This is a genomic window from Motilibacter aurantiacus (assembly GCF_011250645.1).
Taxonomy (GTDB): Bacteria; Actinomycetota; Actinomycetes; order Motilibacterales; family Motilibacteraceae; genus Motilibacter_A; species Motilibacter_A aurantiacus.
On record NZ_JAANNO010000002.1, the window covers coordinates 497,445 to 521,312 of the forward strand.

The following is a 23,868-nucleotide window of genomic DNA, read 5'->3' on the forward strand; positions in this document are numbered from 1 at the left end:
TCCGGCCGGCCGACCGGGCACTGGGCGTGCACGGGGTCTATTGCGAGCAGGGCAAGGGCCCCTCGGCCTACCCTGGGGGGATGCCGACCGAGGACTCCGTGCACTTCGCCGTCCTCGGGCCGTTGACCGTCTCGACCGCCGGCCGGCCCGTGGAGCCCGCGGCACCCGCCCAGCGGGCCCTGCTCGCGGCCCTCCTCGTCGACGCGCCCCGGGTGGTGTCGCTGGAGACGCTGGCAAACCGGCTGTGGGAGGACCGGCCCCCGGCCGCGGGCGTGCGCAACCTGCACGCCCACGTGTCCCGGCTGCGGCGCGCGCTGGAGCCGCACCGCCCCGACGACTGGACCGTGCTGGTGACCCGGGCACCGGGGTACCAGCTCGACGTCGACCCCGACTCCGTCGACGCCGTCGTGTTCGAGAGCGAGGCGCGCAGGGCGCGGCAGCTGGCCGACGCCGGCGACACGGTGGCCGCACGCGAGCGGCTGGCCGCTGCCCTCGCCCTGTGGCGCGGGACGGCGTACGCCGACGTGCCGCAGCTGTTCGCCCGTGCGGAGGCGGCCCGGCTGGAGGAGCTGCGCCAGGGCGCGTTCGAGCTCGCCTGCGACCTCGACCTCGCGCTCGGCCGGCACGCCGAGCTGGCCGAGCAGCTGCCGTCCCTCGTGCGCGCCCAGCCGCTGCGCGAGCCGCTGCGGGCCGCGCTCATGCTCGCGCTCTACCGCTCGGGCCGGCAGGCCGACGCGCTCGCGGTCTTCACCGAGGGGCGCGAGGCGCTGGCCGACGAGCTCGGCGTCGACCCGGGCCGCGAGCTCAGCGAGCTGCACACCCGGATCCTGCGCCAGGACCCGGCCCTGGACCTTGCGAGCACGGTGAGCACGGTGAGCACGGCGAGCACGGCGAGCGCGGCGCCACCGCCCGCTCCGGCCGTCGCCGCCGCGCCTGCCGCGGCGCCGAGCAGCGCGCCGGCCCCCGCGGCCGAGCCGGCCCCCGGGCCGGCTCCGGCCTCTCCCCACGCCCCCGGCGTCCTCGTCGGCCGGGCGGACGAGCTCGTGGCGCTCACCGGCGCCCTCTCGGCGGCAGCGGGGGGATCGCCGCGCACGGTCGTGCTCGTCGGGGAGGCCGGCATCGGCAAGACCCGGCTCGCGGAGGAGGCAGCGGCGGTGGGGGCGGCGGACGGCGCTGTCGTGGCGTGGGGCCGTTGCTGGGAGCACGAGGGCGCCCCCGCGCTGTGGCCGTGGGCGCAGGCCCTGCAGAGCCTCGCGGAGTCGGTGGGCCCGGAGGTGACGCGCGCAGCCCTGGCCGGCCGGGCCGCGGACGTCGCCCAGGTCGTGCCGGGGCTCCGGCCGCTCGTCGACGAGCCGGCGACCGACGCGCCGTCGCCGGACGTGGCGCGGGTGCGGCTCTACGACGCCGTCGCCGCCTTCCTGACCGTGCTGGGGCGCGACCGGCCGCTGCTGCTCGTCCTCGAGGACCTGCACTGGGGCGACGCCGCCTCCCGGCAGTTGGCCGAGTACGTCGCCGCCACGTTGCGGGACACCAGGGTCGCGGTCGTGGTCACCGTGCGGCTGCCCAACGACTCCCGGGACCCCCAGAGCGCACGGATGCTGGCGGAGCTGGCACGCGGGGCCGGGACCCTCCGGCTGGACCTCGCGGGCCTCGCCGCGAGCGACGTCGAGGCGTACGTCGCCGCCGCGTCCGGCAGCGAGGTCCCGCCCGGCGTGGCGGACGCGATCCGCGGGCGCACGGACGGCAACCCCTTTTACATCGCCGAGCTCGTCCGCGCCCTCACCACGGAGGGCACGCTGGCCTCGCCGGCGGAGGCAGCCGTGCCCGGCACGGTCCGCGACGTCATCACGTCCCGGCTGCGCGCTCTGGGGCCGGAGGAGGGCGAGCTGCTGCGGGCGGTGGCCGTCACCGGACGGGCGTTCGACCTGGCGCTGCTGCAGGAGGTCACCGGCCTCGCCGACGCCGACCTCGACGACCGGCTCGACCGGGCGACCGCGGCCGGCATCTTCGTGTCGGAGCCGGACCACCCCGGGCGCTACCGCTTCGCCCACGCCCTCGTCCAGGAGACGCTGCTCGAGCAGACCGGGCCGGCCCGGCGCGCCCGGCTGCACGCGCGCGCCGGCGCCGCGCTGGAGCGCCGCCACGCCGACGACCTGGCCGGGCACGCGGAGGAGCTGGCCCACCACTTCCGGGCGGCCGGCAGCGCCGCGACCGCGCCGCAGGCCGTGCGCTACAGCCTGCTCGCCGCCGAGTCCGCCCGCTCGCGCTGGGCCTACGAGGACGCCGAGCAGCACCTGCGGGCAGCCATCGTCGCCGCGCAGCTGTTGCCGCCCGGCGACCGCGCCGAGCAGGAGCTCGCCGCCCGCGTCGCGCTCGGCTCGCTGCTCACCCACACTCTCGGCTACAACGCCCCGGAGGTGGGCGCCCAGCGCCGGCGCGCGCTCGAGCTCGCCCGCGAGGCCGGGTCTCACGGCGAGCTGCTCTCCGCGCTGTGGGGGACGTGGGGCCACGCCCTCGTCGGCGCGGACCTCGACACCGCCGACCAGCTGACCGACGAGATGAGCCAGGCCGCGCAGAGCACCGGCGACGACATGCTGCTGCTGGCGGCGCACCATGCGCGCGGCCAGGTCCGCTGGCACCAGGCGCGGCTGGCCGAGGCCGACGCCGAGCTGCTCGTCGCCCTCCCCCTCGCCGATGCCGCGGGCCCGAGGATCCCGCTCGAGCTCTTCCTGCAGCACCCCGTCGCGGTGCTGCGCGGCTGGCGGTCCATCGTGCTGGCGATGATGGGCCGGCTGGAGGAGTCCGCAGCGGCGGCCGCGGAGGCGTGGGACCGCGTCGACGAGCAGGCCGACCCCTACACCGCCTCCTACATCAAGGTCCTCGAGTCCTGGCGGCACGTGTGGCTCGACGACCCCGAGCAGGCGACGGCGCACAGCGAGTACGGCCTTGCGATCGCGACCAGGCACGGCTTCGCCCAGATGCAGGCGTTCTCACTGCCCCCACACGGCTGGGGCGTCGCCCGGTCCCAGGGACGCGTCGAGGAGGGCATCGGCGAGGTGAGGGCCGCGCTCACCGCGTTCGGGCAGCTCGGCCGGCACATGTTCGCCCACCTCATGCTCGGCGTGCTCGCCGAGCTGCAGCTGCTCTCCGGCGCACCGGAGGACGCGGCCGCGACCCTCGAGCGGGCGTTCGCCGAGTCGGCGTCCACCGGCGAGCGGTTCTTCCTGGCCGAGCTGCACCGGCTGCGCGCCGCCAGCCGGCAGGCGCTGGGCGCGCCGAGCCGCGACGTGTCCACGGAGCTGCGGACGGCGGTCGCGGTCGCCCGCGAGCAGGGGGCCGGCCTCTTCGAGGCCAGAGCTCGCGCCCTCCTGCCCATGTCGGTGGTCAGCTCGGCGTGAGCCGGGCCGCGGAGGAGTCCAACCGGCGCATGCTGCGCGCCCGCGACGCGATGGACAGGGCGTACGCGCAGCCGCTCGACATCGCGGCGCTCGCCCGGATCGCACTGACCTCCGAGGCGCACTTCATCCGTACGTTCCGGGCCACCTTTGGCGAGACGCCGCACCGCTACCTGCAGCGGCGCCGGGTGGAGCGGGCGATGGTCCTGCTGCGCGAGACCGACCGCCCGGTGACGGACATCTGCCTGGAGGTCGGGTTCACCAGCCTGGGGACGTTCAGCCGCACGTTCCGCGACATCGTCGGCGAGCCGCCGAGCGCGTACCGGCGGCGCGGGCCGGTCCCCCCGGTCCCGACGTGCTTCACCCGGGCCTGGATGCGGCCGAGCAGTTTCGGAGAAGCCGCGCCGCCGGACGGCCGCTAGCGTCGTCGGCATGTTGAACACCCTCGCGATCTCGTCCATCTACGTCCTCGACCAGGACGAGGCCCTCGACTTCTACGTCGGGAAGCTCGGCCTCGAGGTCAACACCGATGCCGATCTCGGCTTCATGCGTTGGCTCACCGTCAACGCTCCCGGCGAGCCGGGCCGGCAGATCCTGCTGGAGAAGCCCGGCCCCCCGTCGATGGACCCCGCCACCGCGGAGACCGTCCGCGAGCTGGTGGCCAAGGGCGCGACGGGCGGGCACCTGTTCTTCCAGACCGACGACGCGCAGAAGACGTACGACACGCTCAAGGAGCGCGGGGTGGAGATGACCGACGAGCCGACCCAGCGGCCGTACGGCATCGACTTCGGGCTGCGCGACCCGTTCGGCAACAGCGTGCGGATCAGCCAGCCGACCCCGCCGCCGGCCGGCTGAGCAGGCGGGCGGCGGCGGGCAGGCCGCGACAGGAGGGTTACACCGGGGGCGCACCGGGGAGGAGCGGGCCACGGTCCAGCCCGCGGCCGTCGGCCCCAGCCGACACCCGTCCCACCCGCCCGCGCAGGACGCGCGGGCGCACGGCCTTGATCGGACCCCCCACGTGCACGACACCGCTGCCGCGCCTGGTTGCCGCCCGTCCGTCACCGCGTACCTCGAGGACACCACCGGGGAGCTGCTGGAGCAGCTGACCGGGTGGCTCCGGCTGCGCTCGGTCTCCGCCGAGGAGGAGCACTTCCCGGACCTGCTGCGGTCGGCCAACTGGCTGGCCGGCACCTTGCGCGACACCGGGTTCCCGGTCGCCGAGGTGTGGACGACGGACGGCGCGCCCGCGGTGTACGCCGAGTGGTGTGCGGCCCCGGGCGCGCCGACCGTCCTCGTCTACAGCCACCACGACGTGCGCGCCGCCAAGGACGCGGACTGGGAGCAGACGCCGCCCTTCGAGCCGGCGCTGCGCGACGGACGGCTCTACGGCCGCGGCGCCTCCGACGCCAAGGGGCAGGTGCTGTGCCACGTCTGGGCGCTGCGCGCGCACCTGGCCGCGACGGGAAGGAACGCGCCCGCGGTCAACCTCAAGATGCTCGTCGAGGGCGAGGAGGAGGCCAACTCCACGCATCTGGAAGCGCTGCTGGAGGACAACCGGGAGCGGCTCGCCGCCGACCTGGTGGTGCTGTCGGACACGATGCTCTGGGCGGCCGACGCGCCGGCGGTCTGCACCGGCGTGCGCGGGATGCTCGGCGCGCAGCTGCAGGTGCTCGGGCCGCTGCGCGACATCCATGCCGGGGCCGTATCGGGCCCGGCGCCCAACCCGGCGGTCGAGCTGAGCCGGCTCCTCGCGCAGCTGCACGACGACGACGGCCGGGTCACGCTGCCGGGCTTCTACGACAGCGTGCAGGAGCCGTCCGAGCGCGAGCGGGCCGCGCTCGCCGCGCTCCCCTTCACCGAGCAGGGGTGGGTCGAGCGGACGCACACGCGCAGCATCGGCGGCGAGGCCGGGTACTCCGTCCCCGAGCGGCTGTATCTGCGGCCGGCGGTGGAGGTCATGTCGCTGATCGCCGGCGACCCCGTCGGGGCCTCGCGGGCCGCGATCCCGTCCGTCGCCACCGCGGACCTCAGCATCCGCACGGTCCCCGGGCAGACCGTCGCCCAGGCTGCGGAACAGCTGCGCCGGTGGGTGGCCGAGCGGATCAGTGACCGGGTCGACTACGAGCTCACGGTCTCGGAGGCGGACGGGCAGGAGCCGTACACCACCCCGGCCGGCCTCCCGGCGCTCGCCGCGCTGCGCGAGGCGATGGAGGAGGGCTTCGGGATGCCGGTCGGGCAGATGCGCGGTGCGGGCAGCGCCCCGGCCGAGCTGATGTCGCGGGTGCTCGACATCCCGGTGCTCTTCTTCGGCACCGGGCTGCCGGAGGACAACTGGCACGACAGCGACGAGAGCGTGCACGTCGCGACACTGCTGAACGGCGCGGCCTCAATGGCGCACTACTGGCCGCGCCTGGCCGCGCTCGGCACGGCCGACCTGTCCCAGGAGGGGGCGGCGTGACCGCCGAGCTGGCCGCGCCCACCCCGCCCGTCCTGACGAGCACCACGGCCCCCGCCACCGCCCGCGGCCCCGCGGAGGTGGGCCTCACCGTCGGCGTCGAGGAGGAGTACCACGTCGTCGACGCGACGACGCTGGAGATGCGCGACGACGCGGCGCTCAACCGGGCCGCGCTGCGGGGCGCCCTCGGAGCGAGCGTGCACGCGGAGATCGCGACCACCCAGCTCGAGGTCGCCACCGAGGTGTGCACGTCGCTGGCCGACGTGCGGCAGGGGCTGCGAACGGTCCGCGCGCAGGCGGCGGACGCGGCCGCCGGCGTAGGAGCGACCATCGTCGCCGCGTCGACCCACCCGTTCGCCTCCTGGGAGCAGCAGCGCCTGACCGCACGCCCGCGCTACCTCGAGCTGTTCGAGAAGTGGGCCCTGCTCGCCCTGCAGCAGGTCATCTGCGGCTGCCACGTGCACGTCTCGGTCCCGGACCTCGACACGGCCGTCGCGGTGATGGACCGGGCGCGACCGTACCTCCCGGCCCTGCTCGCCCTGACCGGGAGCTCACCCTTCCACGAGGGGGTCGACACCGGCTACGAGAGCTACCGCACCCAGTGGTTCGCCCGCTGGCCCATCACCGGCGCGACCGAGCCGCTCGGCGACGGGGCGGCCTACCGCCGGGTCGTCGAGGGCCTGCGCACGGCCGGCTGCGTCGACGACGCGTCCAACCTCTACTGGGACGTGCGCCCGTCCGAGCGCTACCCCACGCTGGAGTACCGCATCGGGGACGTCTGCACCAGCCTGGACGACGCGGTGCTCCACGCCGCGCTGGCGCGGGCGCTCACCCGGACGCTCGCGGCCCGGGCCCGGGCCGGCCTGCCCGCGGAGGAGGTACGCCCCGAGCTGCTGCGCGCGGCGCGCTGGCGTGCCGCCCGGCACGGGCTGCAGGGCAGCCTGTTCGACCCGCTGCGCGGCGAGCTGGTACCCGCCCCCGCCGCCGTCGGCGACCTCCTCGCGATGCTGCGCGACGACCTCGAGGACAGGGGTGAGTGGGACGAGGTGCAGGCGCTGGCCGGGCAGGCCCTGGCCCGCGGGACGTCCGCGGCCCGCCAGCGGGCGGTGCTCCATCGACAGGGCGACCCGGTCGCGGTCGCCCGCATGCTGGTCGACGAGAGCCTGCGCGGGGTGCGGTGACGGCCCGGCGACGGCCGACCTGACACCGGACGAGCCCGGCGCCGCTCGAGGCGGCGCCGGGGCTCGCTGCTCGGACGAGCTACTTGCGGCCGGGCCGCCAGTTCAGCCCGAAGCCGTACGCCTGGTCCAGCACGTCCTGGGCGCCGTGGATGTAGCGCACCTCGCGGCGTACCTGCAGCTGGCCGCCGACGTTCTCCAGCAGCGCGATCGCGCAGATCGGGGCGGAGGGGTCCGTCTCGTCGAGGCGGACCTCGATCTGCGGGCCATCGGTCGGGTAGAGCGTGACGACGCCGGCGGCCTCGGCCCAGTTGGGGGTGCCCTGGTAGATCAGCGCGAACACCAGGATGCGCCGGATCGCCTCGAGCTGGGAGAGGTCGACGAACATGTTCTCGCCGCCGGAGTTGCTGCCCGAGCGGTCGTCGCCGTCGAGCCGGATGACCGGCGTGGAGCCGTGGGCGCGGGCCTCGAACGAGTTGCCGAGCGCCTGCACGACGCCCTTGGACCCGTCGCTGAACTCGTAGAGGCAGCCGAGGTCGAGGTCGATGCCGGGCGTCGCGGCCGCGGTCAGGCGCTTGAGGAAGCCCTTCGCCTGCTGCTGGCCTCCCGGACGGGAGTTCCAGTTGAGGTTGACCCGCAGCGACCCGGAGCCGCCCGCGCCCTTGCTGAGGTTGACGGTGGGCGCCGACTTGGTCAGCGTCACCTTGCTCAGCGAGACGTTGCCGCCCGCCGGCGGGGTCGGCTGGGGGGCCGGCTGCCGCTTGTTGTAGTCGATCGCCATGTCAGACCCCCACGCCGAAGTCGAGCGCGATGCCGCGCAGCCCGGAAGCGTAGCCCTGGCCGACGGCCCGGAACTTCCACTCGCCGTTGTGCCGGTAGACCTCGCCGAAGATCATCGCCGTCTCGGTGGAGGCGTCCTCGGCCAGGTCGTAGCGGGCGATCTCCTGCCCCGTGGGCTGGTCGACGATGCGGATGAAGGCGTTCTGCACCTGGCCGAACGTCTGCCGGCGCGGCTCCGCGTCGTAGATCGAGACCGGGAACACGATCTTCTGCACCTCGGGCGCCACGCGCGCGAGGTCGACGATGATCGTCTCGTCGTCGCCCTCGCCCTCGCCGGTGAGGTTGTCGCCGGTGTGCATGACCGTCCCGTCCGGGCTCTTGAGGTTGTTGAAGAACACGAAGTGGCTGTCGGACAGGACCCGCCCGTCGGCCCCGCACAGGATCGCGCTCGCGTCGAGGTCGAAGTCTGCGCCCGTGGTCGTGCGCACGTCCCATCCCAGGCCCACCACGACCGAGGTGAGGTTGGCCACCCCCTTGGTGAGCGAGACGTTCCCGCCCTTCGCCAGGCTGACGCCCATCGGCGCATCTCCTTCCGTGTCGAGCAGGGCGCCTCAGGCGCCCGACGGGTCCCGCGACCCGAAGCCGTCGCAGGCTGGCACGCTATCGGCGCCGTGGCGGCCGGGTCCATGTGCCGGAGGGCACGCCGTCCCCCTCAGCGGCCGCGCAGCCTGCGGTACGTGCGGATCAGCGCGTTGGTGGAGCTGTCGTGCGCGAGCTCGATGTCGGCCTCGGTGAGCTCGGGCGCGATGCGCTTGGCGAGGACCTTGCCGAGCTCCACGCCCCACTGGTCGAAGCTGTTGATGCCCCAGATGACGCCCTGGGTGAAGACCTTGTGCTCGTACGTGGCGACGAGCTGGCCGAGGACGCGCGGCGTCAGCTCGGGGGCGAGGATCGTCGTCGTCGGGCGGTTGCCCGGGAAGGTCTTGTGCTGCACCAGCTCCTCGGCGACGCCCTCGGCGCGCACCTCCTCCGGCGTCCTTCCGAAGGCCAGCGCCTCGGTCTGGGCGAAGAGGTTCGCCACCAGCAGGTCCTGGTGCTCGCCGAGGTCCTCGGCCGGGCGGGCGATGCCGATGAAGTCGGCCGGGATCAGCGTCGTGCCCTGGTGGATCAGCTGGTAGTACGCGTGCTGGCCGTTCGTGCCGGGCGTGCCCCACACGATCGGGCCGGTGTCGACGGTCACCAGCTCACCGTCCTTGCGGACGTACTTGCCGTTGCTCTCCATGTCCAGCTGCTGCAGGTAGGACGGGAGCCTGCCCAGGTAGTTGCTGTACGGCAGGACGGCGTGGGACTGGGCGCCGAAGAAGTCGCGGTACCAGATGCCGAGCAGCCCGAGCAGGACCGGGACGTTGCGGTCCAGCGGCGTCGTGCGGACGTGCTCGTCGACCTCGCGCATCCCGGCCAACAGCTCCCGGAAGCCGTCCGGGCCGATCGCGATCATGAGCGAGAGGCCGATCGCCGAGGGGAAGGAGTAGCGGCCGCCGACCCAGTCCCAGAACCCGAACATGTTCTCGGTGTCGATCCCGAACTCCGCCACCGCCGCCGCGTTGGTCGACACCGCGACGAAGTGCTTGGCCACCGCGGCGTCGTCGCCGAGCTTGCCGAGCAGCCAGTCCCGTGCGGTGTGCGCGTTGGCCAGCGTCTCCTGCGTGGTGAACGTCTTCGAGCTGACGATGAAGAGCGTCTCGTCGGCCTCGATGTCGCGGGTCGCCTCGTAGATGTCCGCGCCGTCGACGTTGGAGACGAAGCGGAACTGCAGGTCGCGCTGGGTGAAGGGCAGCAGGGCGTCGTACGCCATCGCGGGGCCGAGGTCGGAGCCGCCGATGCCGATGTTGATGACCGTCCGGATGCGCTTGCCGGTGAAGCCCTTCCACTCCCCCGACCGGACCGCGTCGCTGAACCCGGCCATCCTGTCGAGCACCTCGTGCACCCCGGGCACGACGTCGACGCCGTCGACCTCCACCACGGTGCCGCGCGGGGCGCGCAGCGCGGTGTGCAGGACGGCGCGGCTCTCCGTCGTGTTGATCTTCTCGCCGGTGACCATGGCGGCGAACTGCTCGGGGACCCCGCGCTCCTCGGCGAGCGCGACCAGCAGCTCGAGCGTCTCCGCGGTGACGCGGTGCTTGCTGTAGTCGACGTACAGCTCACCCACGCTCGCCGTGAAGGTCTCGCCGCGGGTGGGGTCGGTGTCGAACAGCTCGCGCAGCTGCAGGCCGCGGGCCGTCTCGTAGTGCTGCTGCAGCCGCTGCCAGGCAGGCCCGGCCGCCACGTCGCCCTGTGCGCTCGCCATGAGTCCTCCATGCTGGTCGCCCGGGTCCTTCCGCGGTCCGCGGAGGCCGACACGTCATCCTCCCCGCGCACCGCGCCCCGCGCCCAACCGGGGCCCGACGGCAGGGGCCGGGCGCAGAATCGGCCCATGGTCGCCCTCTCACCCTTCGCCGCCCTGCGCCCGCCGCCCGAGCTGGCCGCACGCGTCGCCGCCCCGCCGTACGACGTGGTGGACGTGGCCTCGGCGCGGCGGCTCGCCGCCGGCAACCCGGACTCGTTCCTGCACGTCTCCCGGCCGGAGATCGACCTGCCCGACGGCACCGACGCCTCCGCGGACGAGGTGCACGCCCAGGGCCGGCGCAGCCTGGACGGCTTCGTCGCGCGCGGCGTGCTGCGCCCGGACCCGGAGCCCCGGCTGTACGCCTACCGGCAGCGGGTGGGCGGGCGCACGCAGACCGGGGTCGTGGGCTGCGTCGACGTCGAGGACTACGCCTCCGGGGCGATCGCGACCCACGAGCTCACCCGGCCGGACAAGGAGAACGACCGCGTGCGGCACCTCGACGCGCTCGACGCGCACGACGAGCCGGTGTTCCTGCTGGCGCGGCCGGAGGAGCGCGTGCGACGGGCCCTCGCGGACGCAACCAGCCGAGCCCCGGAATACGAGTTCAGCACTTCCGATTCCGTCGAGCACGTGCTCTGGGTCGTCCCGCCCGACACCACGGCCGAGCTGGTGGGGCTGTTCGCCGACATCCCGCGGCTGTACGTCGCGGACGGCCACCACCGCAGCGCCGCCGCCGCACGCCTGCACCAGCTGCGCCGCTCCCGTGGGGACGTGGGCGCCGACCGGGGGAGCGTGGCCCGCTTCCCCGCGGCCGTCTTCCTCGCCGACGAGGTTGCGATCCTGCCCTACGACCGGGTCGTCTCCGGGGTGCCCGACGCTGCCGCGCGCGTCGCCGACGCGCTGCGGGGCCGGTTCGAGGTCACGCCGGCGGACGGCCCGGCCCAGCCGGCGCAGCGCCACGTCTTCGGGGTGTACGCCGGCGGCGGCTGGCTCCGGCTCACCCCGCGGCAGGGGCTGGTGGACGAGGCCGACGTCGTCGCCCGGCTCGATGTCTCGGTGCTGCAGCAGCACGTGCTCGGGCCCGCGCTCGGAATCAGCGACCCGCGGACCGACGGACGGCTCGGCTTCGTCGGCGGCTCCGACGGTGTCGAGGAGCTGGTGCGGCGCGTGGACTCGGGGGCGTACGACGTCGCCTTCGCCCTGCCGGCGACGACCGTCGAGGAGCTGCTGGCCTGCGCGGACGCGGGTGCGGTGATGCCGCCGAAGTCGACGTGGTTCGAGCCGAAGCTGCGCAGCGGGCTGTTCGTGCACCCGCTGCACTGACCTCTCGGGCGCCGGCCAACCCCTGATACAGACGGGTATCGGATACGTTGGTGTATCGAACGCGCCGCTGGGTAGTCACGCGGCGTATCTGCACGAGCACCCTCGAGAGGAACATCTCCGTGGCCGCACTGCTCTACCGGCTCGGGCGCTTCTCGGCGTGCCGGCGCCTGCGCGTCCTCGCCGCCTGGGTGCTGCTGCTCGCCCTGGCCGTGGCAGGGGTGGCGGCCTCGGGCGCGAAGACCGACGACGAGTTCCGCATCCCAGGGACCGAGTCGCAGCAGGCGCTCGACGTGCTGGAGCAGAAGTTCCCCGCGGCCGGCGGGACGTCGGCGCAGGTCGTGTTCCGCGCCCCGGAGGGGGCGACGGTCACCACCGCCGCGGCGAGGGCCGCCATCGGCGAGGCGGTCGAGGCGGCGGCCACCGCGCCCCAGGTCGCCGCCGCGATCGACCCGTTCACTGCGGGCACCGTCTCGCCGGACGGGAGGGTGGCACTCGCGCAGGTGCAGTACGCCGTGCAGCGCGGCGAGCTCGAGGACACGGCCGTCGACGGCCTCGACCGGCTGCTGGCACCGGCACGGGACGCGGGGCTGCAGACCGTGGTCGGCGGGGACGCGCTCGGCACGACCGGGGTGGCCGTCGGCCCGAAGGAGCTCATCGGAGTCGTCGTCGCGCTGATCGTCCTGCTGGTGACCTTCGGCTCGGCGCTGGCCGCCGGGATGACGCTGATCAGCGCGCTCGTCGGCGTCGCCGTGGGGCTGGCCGGGCTGCTGTCGCTGACGGAGCTCATCACGCTGTCGTCGACCGCGCCCACCCTCGCGCTGATGATCGGGCTCGCGGTCGGGCTGGACTACTCGCTGTTCATCCTATCCCGCCACCGCGCCCAGCTGGCCGACGGCGACGACCTGGACGACTCGATCGGGCGCGCCACCGGCACCGCGGGGAGCGCCGTCGTGTTCGCCGGGCTGACCGTCGTCATCGCGATGGCCGGGCTGAGCGTCGTGCGGATCCCCTTCCTGACCGTGATGGGCCTCGCCGCGTCGGTCACCGTCGTGGTGGCCGTGGCCATCGCCGTCACGCTGCTGCCGGCGCTCATGGGCTTCGCCGGGGAGCGGCTGCGCCCGCGGCCCGGCTCCCGGTCGGCCCGGGCCGCCGGCGCGCAGGCCGCCCTCGACGGAGGCGCCCACCCGGCGCACGCCGCTCCGGCCCGGCCCTTCGGCGAGCGCTGGGCGCGGGTCGTCGTGGCCAAGCCGCTGCTCACGGTCGCCGTCATCGTGCTCGGCCTCGGCGCGATGGCGCTGCCGGCCCGGGAGCTGGCGCTTGCCCTGCCCGACAACGGCAGCGCCGCGCCCGAGAGTGGGCAGCGCGAGGCGTACGACGAGATCTCCGCCAGCTTCGGGCCGGGCTTCAACGGGCCTCTGCTCGTCCTCGTCGAGGGCCCGGGCGGCCGCGAGGCGTTGCAGCAGGCCGCGGGGCAGGCCGCAGCCGCGGTCAGGGCGCTGCCGAACGTCGTCACCGCCTCGGAGCCGCAGCTCAACGAGCAGGGCGACGCCGCGATCGTCCAGGTCGTCCCGGGCACCGGGCCGACGGCCGACGAGACGAAGGGCCTGGTGCAGGCCATCCGCGGCGAGGCCGGGCAGCTCGAGGCGCGGACCGGTACCACGCTCGCCGTCACGGGCAGCACCGCCGTCGGCATCGACGTGTCCGACCGGCTCGGCGACGCCCTGCTCCCCTTCGCCTGCGTCGTGGTCGGCCTGGCCCTCGTCCTGCTGCTGCTGGTGTTCCGCTCGGTCGTCGTGCCGGTCAAGGCCGCCGTCGGCTTCCTGCTGTCGGTCGGCGCCGCGTTCGGCGTGGTGGTCGCGGTGTTCCAGTGGGGGTGGCTGGACGCCGTCCTCGGGGTGCACACGACCGGGCCGGTCATCAGCTTCCTGCCGATCATCGTGATCGCCGTGCTCTTCGGCCTCGCGATGGACTACGAGGTCTTCCTCGTGTCGCGGATCCGGGAGGACTTCGTGCACCGCGGCGACGCGCACGACGCGATCCTGTCCGGCTCGCGCCACGCGGCCCGGGTCGTCACGGCCGCGGCGCTCATCATGTTCTCGGTCTTCGCGAGCTTCGCGACGAGCGAGGACTCGACCATCAAGCCGATGGCGATCGCCCTCGCCTTCGGCGTGCTGGCCGACGCGTTCCTCGTCCGCATGACGCTCGTCCCCGCCGTCCTCGCGCTGTTCGGGCGGACGGCGTGGTGGATCCCGCGCTGGCTCGACCGGGTCGTCCCGCGCGTCGACATCGAGGGCGAGTCGCTCGCCCGGCAGCCGCAGCCCGCGGCGCCGGTGCCCGCCGGGCGGTCGGCGTCGTGAGCCTCGACGCGGCCGAGCGCCCGCAGCGGGTCACCCGGCGTCGCGCCGAGACCCGCCGGCGGCTGCTGGACGCAGCCCTCGACGTCTTCGCCGAGAGCGGGCTGCGGGGAGCGACAGTGGAGGAGGTGTGCGATCGCGCGGGCTACACGCGCGGAGCGTTCTACTCGAACTTCCGCAGCCTGGACGAGCTGATGCTCGCCCTGTGGGAGGCGAAGGTCGAGGAGACGCTCGAGTCCCTCCGTGCGGCCCTGCTCGGCTTTCCCGACGGCAGGGACGGCACCGGCGACACGGAAGCCCCGTCCGGCACCGGCGGGCGCTGCGGGAACGTCGGTGCGGCCGGAGCGGGCGGCAGCCCCGAGGAGGTGCTCGACGCGGCGATCGAGGCCTTTCTCGGCTCGGTGCCGGTCGACCGGCGCTGGTGGCTGGTCTCGACGGAGTTCGTCGTGCACGCGGCCCGCAACGAGGAGGCGGGCCGCGCGCTGCGCGGGCACCGCGAGCGGTTCACCGAGCAGTTCGTCGACTTGCTGACGAAGGCGATGCGGGGCGCCGGCCGGGAGCTCGTCGCGCCGGCGGACCTCGCCGTGCGGGTGCTCATGGCGTTCCACGACGGCGCCCTGATGCAGAGCTTCCTCGATGCCGAGGCCGCCCCGCTGGGACGCCTGGAGCGGCAGGCGTTCCCGGCACTGCTGCGCTCGATGTCGGTGGTGGCCGAGCCGAGCGCGTAGCCGCGGCTAGACGCGCCGGCCCACGAGCCGGTCGGCCACGGCGCCGGTGACAGCGGCGTACACCGCCTTGTGGGCGACGTCGATCACGAGCTCCTCGCGCGGCCAGGTCCACGGCGGCGCCCCGACTCCGGTGCCGTTCTCCAGCGTCTGGTCCGCCGCGAGCCGCAGCCCGGTGAACGCGACGGCCCCGCTCGCCCCGCGGATCCCGCGCCGAGCCATCGCTGCCCGGACGACCCCGAGCAGCGTCCCCTGACCCCAGTGCATCGCGAGGTTGAGCACGTCCCGCTCGGCCTGGTCGGCCGGGTGCAGGCCGGTCAGCCGTTCGAGCACGCGGCTCGGCACGTAGGAGTTGGGCCGCCGCGTGAAGGCCTGCTCGACCTTCTCCCCCAGCGTCATCACCGCGACACCGGCGGCACCGGCCAGCAGCCCCGCGCCGAGCACGCGTACGGCCGACGCCGGTGGCACGACGTGCTGGGCGGCGTCCTTGGCCCGGTCCGAGACCGCGAGCGGCAGCCCCGCGAGCAGGTTGCCCGGCGGGCGGCGGGAGATCTTCGGGTGCGGCCGGGTCGGCGAGGCCCGGCGCGACGCCTCCCACGCACGGCCGATAGCGCGCAGCTGACGGTCGGAGGCGACCTGCTGCAGCTGGGGCAGCAGCGCGTCCTCCTCGTTGCGCGCGTCGTCGCGGATCACCGCGAACGTCTTGCGCACGGTCCGGTCGAACTCGGGGTCGTGCGCGTCGAGGCTCTGCAGCTCCACGAGCATGTCGTTGACGGCCTGGTGCTCGCCCTCGATGTGCCCGCTGAGCTCGTCGGCCTGCTCCCCGAGGTACTTGCGATAGGCCGGGAACAGCACGGTCTCCTCGGCGAAGGCGTGCCGGAGCGCACGCTCGGCCAGGGTGTCGACGATCTTCGCCCGCTCGCGGGCCGATGTCGTGTGCTCGTAGGCGAGCATGAGCGACTGCAGGGCCGCGTGGTCCCGGCTCTGCCGCGACAGGATGCTCGCCCTTCCGCCGCGCTGCCGCTCCGACTGGACGGCCACCGACGGCAGGCCGGGTGCACGCACGCTCATGGGTCCTCCTGCGGGTGGGCGGTGTCCGCCCGACTGTCTCCCCCAGCCGGCCCGCGAAACACGGCCGTGCCCGGTCAGCGCCGCCGGAGCGCCGGCTCGAGCAGGGCGGGCGGGGCGTCGAACTTCTCCTCCGGCGCGAGGTCCGTCCCGGGCGGGACGATCTCGTCGATGGCGTCGAGCACGTCCGGCGCGAGCACGACGTCGGCCGCCGCGAGTTGGGACTCCAGGTGCGCGAGCGTGCGCGGGCCGAGGATCGCGCTCGTCACGCCGGGGTGGGCCAGGACGAAGCCGAGGGCCAGCTGGATCAGGGTCAGCCCTGCCTCGTCGGCCACCTTCACCAGCTTCTCGACGGCCTGCAGCCGGGACCGGTTCGACGGGACGGCCAGGTCGAAGCGCTGCGGCAGCTTCACCGACCGGTTCGTCGCGAACGGGCGCCCCTCGCGCACCGCGCCGGACAGCCAGCCGGAGGCGAGCGGGCTCCAGACCAGCGTGCCCATGCCGTACTCCTGCGTCACCGGCAGGACATGGGCCTCGATGCCGCGCTGCAGGGCCGAGTAGCTCGGCTGCTCGGTCACGTACCGGCTCAGTGAGTGCTCGCGCGCCGCCCACTGCGCCTGGACGATCCGGTACGCCGGGAACGTCGACGAGCCGAAGTAGCGGATCTTGCCGGCGCGCTGCAGGTCCGTCAGGGCGGACAGGGTCTCCTCGTCGCTGGTGGCCGGGTCCCACCGGTGGACCTGGTAGAGGTCGACGTGGTCGACCCCGAGCCGACGGAGGCTGTTGTCCAGCTCGGTGATCAGCCAGCGCCGTGAGCTGCCGCGCGCGTTGGGGTCGTCGCCCATCGGCATGCATGCCTTGGTCGCCAGCACGATGTCGTCACGCCGCCCGGCGATGGCCTTCCCGACCATCTCCTCGGACTGGCCGTTGCTGTACATGTCCGCGGTGTCGATGACGTTGACGCCTGCCTCGAGGGCGGCGTCGACCAGGGCCGTCGCATCCTCCTGCGTGGTGTTGCCGATGGCGCCGAAGTTCATCGCCCCGAGCGAGAGGACGCTGACCTGGACCCCGGTACGCCCGAGCGTGCGGTACTTCATGAGCTCACCTCTCCTGGCGGCGCGCCGAGAGCGCACCGCCGGTCTCCGACATGTCGTCCGCCGTGCCACCATGGGAAGCGGAACCTTGCTCCGCAACGATACGGAACACCGTTCCGGTTGGCAACCCCAGTGGGAGGACGCAGCGCAGATGACCGAGAGCGAGGCGGGCGGCCCCCGTCGTGCCGACGCCCGGCGCAACCGGGAGGCGCTGCTCGACGCGGCAGCCGCCGCCTTCGTCGCGGGCGGTGTCGAGGCACCGGTCCGGGAGATCGCCACCCGCGCCGGGGTCGGAGTCGGCACGATCTACCGCCACTTCCCCACCCGTGCCGACCTGGTCATCGCCGTCTACCGGCACCAGGTGGACGCCTGCGCCGACGCCGTCGACGACCTGCTGAGCACGTCGGGCAGCGCGCACGACGCCCTGGCCTCCTGGATCGACCTGTTCGTCGGCTTCCTGGTGACGAAGCACGGGCTGGCGGCCGCCCTGCAGGCGGACGGCTCGGGCTTCGAGGCGCTGCACGCGTACTTCCTCGACCGGCTGGTGCCCGCGTGCACGCGACTGCTGGACGCGGCGGTGGCGTCCGGCGAGGTGCACGACGACCTCGACGCGCTCCACCTCCTGCGTGCCGTCGGCAACCTCTGCATCGGCGCGGACGCCGCGTACGACCCGCGCCGGCCGATCGACGTGCTGCTCACCGGGCTGCGTCGGGCCCGGTAGCGGTGCGGGCCGGTCCGGTGGCCGTCGCCACCGGCCCGGCCTTCCCTGGGAGAGAGCAGGCCCAGCCCAGTGACGTCAGAGGCGCCGTCAGGTCGCGGACCAGTGCCCGTCGGGCCACCGCGTCGCCGACGCGGCGCTCGACCCGGTCGACCACTCGATGGAGGCACGCCGTGGTCCGCGGGCGTCGCCCGCCCGCCTGATGTGCCACCCGCCCCGCTGTCGCCGCGCCAGGGGCACCTCGGCCGCGTCAGGACACCGCGGAAGTGTCCCTTCCACCGCGACAGTGCACCTTCTGCCGCGCAAGTGCCGCCCCACCACCGCGGGAGCCCTAGCCACCGCGGCCGACGCGCGCGCCGCTGCGCTTGCCCTACATCGCCAGTGCAACCCGCAGCTCCGCGTCGGACGTGACGCCGAGCTCACGGCGCACACCCTCCAGCATCCGCTCGACCGAACGCGGTGTCAGGAACAGGGCTTCGGCAATCTGACGGGGGTCCGCACCGTCCACGGCCATCCCGGCGATACGGCGCTGGGTCCGGGTCAGCGAGACGGTCCGGGAGCGCTGCTCGGGCACGTGGATGCCGTGACCGCGCAGCGCTTCCGCCACCGAGGACCGCAGCGACTCGGCACCGCAGGCCTCGGCCAGCTCCAGCGCCCGCTGACGCAGGGTGAGCGCCTCCCCCAGCGGGACGAGCGCGCCGAGGGCGTGCAGCGCCCGCGCGAGCTCCAGTCGTGACGTCGTGCCGTCGAGCTGCTCGACCGCCTCGCGCAGGGCCGCCTCTCCCCCGGGGCCCTGCAGCTCGCCGAGCACGCGCAGCGTCCGCCCGGTCAGCCTGCGGGCGCCCCAGGAGCGCGCCACCGCCAGCTCCTCCTGCACGAGCGCGACCGCCTCCTCGCGCCGGCCCAGGCCGACGAGCGCCCGCGCCGCGGTCGACCGCCACGGCCGCCACACCGGGTTGGCCACCGTGCGCATGAGCTGGCGCGCCTCCTCGGCCACCTGCAGCGCCTCGGCGTGCCGCCCCTCGGCGAGGAGCACGTCGGTCTCGGCATCCTTGAGCAGCCGGCCGCCGTCCCCCACCCGCGGCCGGTCGCTGACCGAGTCGAGGAAGCTGCGGGCGCCGGGGACGTCCCCGCGGTCGAGCAGCACCCCGAGCAGGAACGCGGTGCCGTAGGCCACCCCGATCTCCGGGGCGCCCCACCGCAGCATTTGCTCGTTCGCCGTCATGAGCGACTGCTCGGCCTCGCGCAGGTCGCCCTGCCACCACTGGGCGTGCCCGCGCCAGAGGTGCGTGGACAGCGCGGAGAAGAGCGAGCCCCTGGCGTGCGCGCTGGACAGGGCACGGTCCCAGAAGTCCCCGAGGTCCTGGTCCGCCATGCCGAGGCTGAAGGCGGCGATCACCCAGAACAGCCCCGGGTCGACGAGCTGGAGCAGCCCGTCCTGCAGGGCGAACCGCGAGAGCGCCACGCACTCGTCGAGGTCGGCGGCGGCGATCACCAGCTCCCAGGCCTTGACGACGGCGAGCATGCGCGCCCCGGGGCCGTCGCCCTCGATCACGATCTCCCCGCGCTGCCAGATGCCGCAGTCCAGCCCGTGCATGAAACCGCCGATGCGCTCCAGCGCTTGCAACGCCTGCCGGTCGTCGGCGAGCTCGGCGGGCAGGGCGGCCCGGGCCTGCCCCGCGAAGGCGGTGACCTCGCCGCGCCGGCCGGCGAAGACGAGGGAGTGCGCGAGGATGCGGGCGGCCTGGGCGCGCAGGCCGACCGAGCTGCCCACGGTGTAGGCCTCGCGCAGGTGCTCGATGGCCGACACCCCGTCGGTCAGCGCCTCCACGGCGCCGAGCTCGAGCAGCACGTCCCCGCGCTCCGCGGGCAGCGGCGGCTCGTTGAGCGCCCGGGTGAGGTACGTGATCGCGCTCTCGGCCGCGCCGCGGTCACGCGCGACCCGCGCCGCTGTCCGCAGCGTGGCCACCACCTCGGCCTCGCCCCGGGCCGGGGCCTGCAGCAGGTGGGCGGCGACCTGCTCGGCGGTGGCGCCGGCGGCCGCGAGCACGCCGGCCGCACGGCCGTGCGCCAGCTCGCGCTGGCCCGGGGCGATCCCGCGGTACACCGCGTCACGCACCAGCGGGTGCACGAAGCCCAGCGGGTGCTCGTCGCACAGGATCTCGGCCGCCGCCAGGGCGGCGATCGCCTCCGCCGCCCGCTGCTCGTCCAGCTGCGCGAGCGACGCGACCGCCGGCAGCGCCGCGCCGTCGCCGAGCACCGCGACCGCGCGGGCGACCTCGCCCGCGTCGGCGGGCAGCCGGCGCAGCCGCATGAGCACGATGCTCGAGACGGCCCGCGAGCCGATGGCCGTCACGGTGTCGGCGTGGGCGGCGTCCGGTCGGATCCCGTCCGCCTCGAGCGCGCGCAGCAGCTGGCGCAGCAGCAGCGGGTTGCCGCCGGTCGTCTCGTGGCACGCGGCGACGAACGACGCCGCCGGGTCGGCGCCCAGCCGGCGGCGTACGAGGTCCCCGACCCCGGGCAGGGTCAACGGCCCGGGGTGCACCGACCGCGCGGCCGGGTCGAGCGCGATCTCCGACAGCAGGGCCTGTTCCTCGTGCTCCTCACCCGTCCGCAGCGTGGCGACCAGCGCGACAGGAAGCCCCTCGAGCCGGCGTACGAGGAAGGCGAGGAAGCGCAGCGAGGCCTTGTCGCACCACTGCAGGTCGTCGACGGCCAGCACCACCGGGGCGTCCGCGGCCAGGTTCACGACGAGCCAGTAGAGCCCGTGCAGGACGGCGAACGACCCGTCGGCGCGCAGCTCGTCGGCCGGTGCCGCGTCGAAGACCGTGGCCGCCGACGCCGCGGCGCCGGAGAGCAGCCGCTCGCGCCGACCGGGGTCCAGCAGCAGCGGGTCGAACAGCTGGCGCACCGCCCCGAACGCGAACTCCCGCTCCAGCGCGCTCCCCCGGGCGCTCAGCGTCGCCGCGCCGTGCTCCGCGGCCATCCGCCGCGCCTCGCCCAGCAGCCGGGTCTTGCCGATGCCGGCCGGCCCCTCGACCAGCGCGACCCCGCCCTGCCCGCTCAGCGCGTCGTCCAGGGCCGCGCGCAGCCGGGCGAGCTCGGCGTCCCGCTCGACGATCTCGTCGCCCGGCGGGGCGGGGCGGAGTGCCGGCCGGGCCTGCGCGGGCACGGCGGGCGGCTCGGCGGGTATCCCTGCGGCGGGCACCCCGGCGGCGGGCACCCCGGCCGCGGGCGTCCCGGCGCTCGGGCCGGGCGCCGGCACCGGCGCGGGCAGGCTGAGCGCGGGGGCGTGAGCGAGGATCTGCGCCTCGATCTCGCGCAGGGCCGGGCCCGGGTCGACCCCCAGCTCGTCGAGCAGCCGCGCCCGGGCTCGGCGCAGCGCGGTCAGCGCGTCGGACTGGCGCTGCGCCCGGTACAGCGCGAGGGCGAGCAGCCGCCACCGCTCCTCGCGCAGCGGCTCCTCGGCCACCAGCGCGTCCAGCTCGGGGACGAGCACCGCCGCCTCCCCGGCCGCCAGGCGGGCCGCCATGAGCCGCTCGACCGCGACCGCCTTCAGCTCCCCGAGCCGCGCCGCCTCGGCGTCGGCCCAGGGCTCGCCGGCCCACTCGGCGTACGGGGTGCCGCGCCAGAGCGCGAGCGCGGCCGAGAGCGCGGGGACGGAGGCGGCGGACACCGCCTCGCCGCTGCCCGCGTCGCGGACCATCGCCTCGAACCGCCAGGCGTCGACGGCGTCGGCGGGAAGCCGGCAGGCGTAGCCCGTGCCCTCGCGGACGAGGAGCGTGTCGCGGCTTCGGGCGCTCCGCCCCGGCTCGAGCGCACGGCGCAGGTGCGACACGTAGGAGTGCAGCGCGGCGGCCCCGCTGGCCGGGGGCTGCTCGCCCCAGAGCAGGTCGATCAGCCGGTTCGCCCCGAGCGCCTCGCCCCGCGCGAGCAGGAGCAGGGCGAGGACGGCCCGCTGCCGGCGGCCACCGAGGTCCAGCTCCCGGCCCCCGCGGGTGGCGGCCAGCCCGCCCAGGACCTGCACGCGGAGCGTCCCGGGCTCCTCCGGCTGCGGCGCGCTTCCCGCCCCCTCGACCTGCACCTGCACGACGTTAGGGGGTGCGCGGCCCTTCCCGGGGCGGCTTCAGCCGAGAGCGGGCTCCTGGACCGGCGTCCCGGCGCGCAGGAACCGCTCGAGCGCCGACGGCGGCATCGGCCGCGCGATCGAGAAGCCCTGGCCGTACGCGATGCCCAGCGCCGCCAGCCGGTCCCGCTGGGCCGGGGTCTCGATGCCCTCGGCCAGCACGCTGACGCCCAGCGAGCGGGCCAGCCCCACGATGCCCTCGAGCAGGGGCGAGGACTGCTCGGCCTCCAGCGGCCGGGTGATCGAGCGGTCCAGCTTCAGCACTCCGATGGGGTAGCGGCGCAGGTAGTCCAGCGAGGTGTAGCCGACCCCGAAGTCGTCCAGGCCCACCCCGACGCCGTGCTCGGACAGCAGCTTCAGCGCCGCGACGCCCGCCTCGGGCGGCAGCTCGTGGTGCTCGGTGATCTCCACGTGCAGTCGCGACGGGTCGATGCCGGAGGTGCTGAGCGCGGCGATCACGCGCTGCGCCAGCCGCGGGTGCTCCATGCTCGAGCGGCCGAGGTTGACGTTCATCCGCAGCTCGGGCAGCCCGGCCCGGTCCCACTGCAGCAGCTGGGCCAGCGCCGCGTCCAGCACCCAGCGGTCGAGCCGGGCGGCGAGGCCGTGCTCCTCGGCCAGGCCGAGGAACCGGTCCGGCGCCAGCAGGCCGCGGGTCGGGTGCTCCCAGCGCACGAGCGCCTCGCACCCGAAGACCGAACCCGAGTTCAGGTCGACCAACGGCTGGTAGTGCACGACGAGGGAGCCGGCGTCCTTCTCGCCGTCGAGCACCCGGGTGAGCTCGTTGACGAGGGCGAGCCGTCCGAGCACGCGCTCGCGCAGGTCGGCGGTGTACGCGGTCGTCATGCCCTTGCCGTCGCCCTTCGCGGCGTACAGGGCGATGTCGGCGTCGGCCAGCACGTGGGCCAGGCTGCTGCCGGCCGTCACCTGCGCGACGCCCGCGCTGACGCGTACCCGACGGGCGTGGCCGACAACGTCGAACGGCTGGTCGAACACCTCGGACACCACGCGGTACGGCGCCCGCTGGTCGCCGCGGAGCAGGACGACGAACTCGTCGCCCCCGGACCGCGCGACCACGCCGGCGTCCCCCACCGCGGCACGCAGCCGGGACCCCACCTCGCAGAGCAGCGCGTCACCCGCGTCGTGCCCCCAGGTGTCGTTGACCTGCTTGAAGTCGTCGACGTCGAGCAGGACGATCCGGACCGAGCCCGGCCCGTCCTCCTGCGCCGCGTCGAAGGCCCGCGCGAGCCCGCGCCGGTTGGCCAGCCCCGTGAGCGGGTCGCGCTCGGCCCGCTGCTCGCTGCTGCGCACCGCCTGCGCGCCGCGCAGCAGCCCCAGCACGGCCACGACCAGCTCCACACACACGTAGCACCATGCAGGAAGTGAGATTCCTCCTTCGGTGCGGCCCAGCACGTAGAGCCCTGCCGGCACGGCGGCGAGGGGGACGAGGCCGAGCAGCCGGCTGGACTCCGTGCGCCGGCGCTCGAGGGTCGCGGAGGCGAAGGCGGTGCGCATCGACGCGTGCAACGGCGCGACGGCGAACAGGCAGGCGGCGAGAACCCAGACGATGGTCAGGGGGTTCTCGCCGTCGGGCACCCGGGTCCCCGTGCGCGTCACGAGCATGTCGTACGTGATCGTGGTCAGCGCCGCCAGCACGGTCAGCACGCAGCTCGTCGTCAGCTGCGAGCGCGAGGCCAGGAAGCGGACGAGCAGGCCGGCCAGCAGCAGGTCCACCGTCGGCACGAGGTCCAGCCAGCCGTGCGCTGCGGGCCCGTCCCCGCTCGTTCGCTGGGCGAGCTGGGCGACGACGAGGCCCAGGACGCAGCCGAGCAGCACGGCGTCCGTCCTGCGGCCGAGCCGCGCGATGCGTCCCCCGTCCTCCCGGGACGGGCGCGGCCCACGACGTACGAACAGCACGGCGACGAGAACCGTGCCCATCGCCTGCCCGGCGACGACGAGCCCGGCCGCCAGCGCCGAGGCGCTGCCGTCGACCGCGGCGACGACGGTGCTCGCCGCCCAGAGCCCGAGCATGACCGCGACGAGCAGCCAGCGCAGCCAGGCGCCCGGCCGGTGCCGGACGACGCCGTACACGGTGGCCACCGGGGCGGCCATGCTCACGAGCAGGACGACGAGCGGGCGGGCGGGCGGGAACGTCGCTGCGGTGACCGCCAGCAGGACGGCCACGGCCGTCAACAGCTGTGCCCTCGCTATCCGGTTCACGAGGAGAACTGTCGGCCGTGGCCGGGGCCGGGCGAGCCGCTTGCCGGGG

Annotated in this window: 16 protein-coding genes; 9 read left to right on the plus strand and 7 right to left on the minus strand. The window is 75.1% G+C overall.

The features are described 5' to 3' along the window. Positions 1–80: 80 nt before the first annotated feature. The 5 genes from G9H72_RS06200 to G9H72_RS06220 all read left to right on the plus strand — a co-directional run bounded on the left by G9H72_RS06200 (position 81) and on the right by G9H72_RS06220 (position 7,031). Positions 81–3,398: an ATP-binding protein gene (locus G9H72_RS06200; RefSeq protein ID WP_166168898.1), complete on the plus strand. Its 3,318-nt coding sequence runs from the start codon at positions 81–83 to the stop codon at positions 3,396–3,398. Further along, the gene (locus G9H72_RS06205) at positions 3,395–3,817 is read left to right on the plus strand and encodes a helix-turn-helix domain-containing protein (RefSeq protein WP_166168900.1); all 423 of its coding nucleotides are present in this window, start codon (positions 3,395–3,397) and stop codon (positions 3,815–3,817) included. The genes G9H72_RS06200 and G9H72_RS06205 overlap by 4 nt, the downstream gene beginning before the upstream one ends. Positions 3,818–3,827: 10 nt before the next feature. Further along, entirely contained in the window at positions 3,828–4,250 is a 423-nt protein-coding gene (locus G9H72_RS06210) for a VOC family protein (RefSeq protein WP_166168902.1), read from the plus strand. A gap of 163 nt (positions 4,251–4,413) precedes the next feature. Continuing rightward, positions 4,414–5,853 carry a M20/M25/M40 family metallo-hydrolase gene (locus G9H72_RS06215; protein ID WP_166168904.1) on the plus strand — a complete coding sequence of 480 codons (1,440 nt, stop codon included), beginning with the start codon at positions 4,414–4,416 and terminating at the stop codon, positions 5,851–5,853. Next, a complete protein-coding gene (locus G9H72_RS06220) occupies positions 5,850–7,031 on the plus strand; it encodes a carboxylate-amine ligase (protein WP_166168906.1) in 1,182 nt (393 codons plus the stop codon). The genes G9H72_RS06215 and G9H72_RS06220 overlap by 4 nt, the downstream gene beginning before the upstream one ends. Before the next feature lie 79 nt (positions 7,032–7,110). Here G9H72_RS06220 and G9H72_RS06225 read toward each other — a convergent pair whose 3' ends face one another. The 3 genes from G9H72_RS06225 to pgi all read right to left on the minus strand — a co-directional run bounded on the left by G9H72_RS06225 (position 7,111) and on the right by pgi (position 10,155). Then, on the minus strand, positions 7,111–7,809 hold the full coding sequence (locus G9H72_RS06225; protein ID WP_166168908.1) for a TerD family protein: 699 nt from the start codon (positions 7,807–7,809) through the stop codon (positions 7,111–7,113). Position 7,810: 1 nt separating this feature from the next. Next, the gene (locus tag G9H72_RS06230) at positions 7,811–8,386 is read right to left on the minus strand and encodes a TerD family protein (protein ID WP_166168910.1); all 576 of its coding nucleotides are present in this window, start codon (positions 8,384–8,386) and stop codon (positions 7,811–7,813) included. Positions 8,387–8,520: 134 nt separating this feature from the next. Next, positions 8,521–10,155: a glucose-6-phosphate isomerase gene (pgi, locus tag G9H72_RS06235; RefSeq protein WP_166168912.1), complete on the minus strand. Its 1,635-nt coding sequence runs from the start codon at positions 10,153–10,155 to the stop codon at positions 8,521–8,523. 126 nt (positions 10,156–10,281) lie between these two features. On the opposite strand from pgi, the gene G9H72_RS06240 reads away from it, so the two are divergent. The 3 genes from G9H72_RS06240 to G9H72_RS06250 all read left to right on the plus strand — a co-directional run bounded on the left by G9H72_RS06240 (position 10,282) and on the right by G9H72_RS06250 (position 14,599). After that, entirely contained in the window at positions 10,282–11,517 is a 1,236-nt protein-coding gene (locus G9H72_RS06240) for a DUF1015 domain-containing protein (protein WP_166168914.1), read from the plus strand. Positions 11,518–11,636: 119 nt separating this feature from the next. Next, the gene (locus G9H72_RS06245; RefSeq protein WP_166168916.1) at positions 11,637–13,874 is read left to right on the plus strand and encodes an MMPL family transporter; all 2,238 of its coding nucleotides are present in this window, start codon (positions 11,637–11,639) and stop codon (positions 13,872–13,874) included. Beyond that, positions 13,871–14,599, plus strand: a complete 729-nt coding sequence (locus G9H72_RS06250; RefSeq protein WP_166168918.1) for a TetR/AcrR family transcriptional regulator — start codon at positions 13,871–13,873, stop codon at positions 14,597–14,599. The genes G9H72_RS06245 and G9H72_RS06250 overlap by 4 nt, the downstream gene beginning before the upstream one ends. Positions 14,600–14,605: 6 nt before the next feature. On the opposite strand, the gene G9H72_RS06255 is transcribed toward G9H72_RS06250, so the two are convergent. Together G9H72_RS06255 and G9H72_RS06260 are read right to left on the minus strand one after the other, a co-directional pair. Further along, positions 14,606–15,667: a hemerythrin domain-containing protein gene (locus G9H72_RS06255; protein ID WP_166168920.1), complete on the minus strand. Its 1,062-nt coding sequence runs from the start codon at positions 15,665–15,667 to the stop codon at positions 14,606–14,608. Between the two features lie 74 nt (positions 15,668–15,741). Then, positions 15,742–16,761, minus strand: coding sequence for an aldo/keto reductase (locus G9H72_RS06260; RefSeq protein WP_166168922.1), 1,020 nt, complete (start codon positions 16,759–16,761; stop codon positions 15,742–15,744). Positions 16,762–16,909: 148 nt separating this feature from the next. On the opposite strand from G9H72_RS06260, the gene G9H72_RS06265 reads away from it, so the two are divergent. Next, positions 16,910–17,479, plus strand: coding sequence for a TetR/AcrR family transcriptional regulator (locus G9H72_RS06265; protein WP_166168924.1), 570 nt, complete (start codon positions 16,910–16,912; stop codon positions 17,477–17,479). Between the two features lie 367 nt (positions 17,480–17,846). Here the strand turns inward: G9H72_RS06265 and G9H72_RS06270 are convergent, their stop codons facing one another. Then, entirely contained in the window at positions 17,847–21,560 is a 3,714-nt protein-coding gene (locus G9H72_RS06270; RefSeq protein ID WP_166168926.1) for a BTAD domain-containing putative transcriptional regulator, read from the minus strand. Between the two features lie 42 nt (positions 21,561–21,602). Next, positions 21,603–23,819: a putative bifunctional diguanylate cyclase/phosphodiesterase gene (locus G9H72_RS06275; RefSeq protein ID WP_166168928.1), complete on the minus strand. Its 2,217-nt coding sequence runs from the start codon at positions 23,817–23,819 to the stop codon at positions 21,603–21,605. Between the last annotated feature and the right edge of the window lie 49 nt (positions 23,820–23,868).